The sequence below is a fragment of the Campylobacter sp. 2018MI34 genome, assembly GCF_016598975.1.
In the GTDB taxonomy this organism is placed as follows: Bacteria; Campylobacterota; Campylobacteria; order Campylobacterales; family Campylobacteraceae; genus Campylobacter_D.
Map to the genome: position 1 here is coordinate 1 of NZ_JAENKS010000258.1, position 387 is coordinate 387.

General features: G+C 50.6%; 1 pseudogene. It reads left to right on the forward strand.

Features of this window, described 5'->3' with window-relative positions:
• A pseudogene (locus tag JG676_RS08705) lies at positions 1-387 on the forward strand (MBL fold metallo-hydrolase); the annotation flags it as partial.

Consider the following 387-nt stretch of genomic DNA (forward strand, 5'->3'; position numbering starts at 1 on the left):
GAAAGAAGTGATTGATGGCCTGACTTACGACTTTATGCTGGCCCCTGGTTCGGAAGCCCCTTCGGAAATGCTGTGGTTCATCGAAGAGAAGAAACTCATCGAAGCCGCAGAGGACGTCACTCACACCCTGCATAACACTTACTCGCTACGCGGCGCAAAAATTCGTGAGCCGTTGCCGTGGTCGAAATATATCAACGAAGCTATAGTGCGTTGGGGTGACAAAGCTGAAATTATTATGGCCCAGCACCACTGGCCGACCTGGGGTAACGAGAATGTTGTTGGTCTGCTGAAAAGCCAGCGAGACCTGTATCGTTATATCAATGACCAGACTCTGCGCATGGCCAATGAAGGTCTGACTCGCGACGAAATAGCGGCCAACTTCAAACT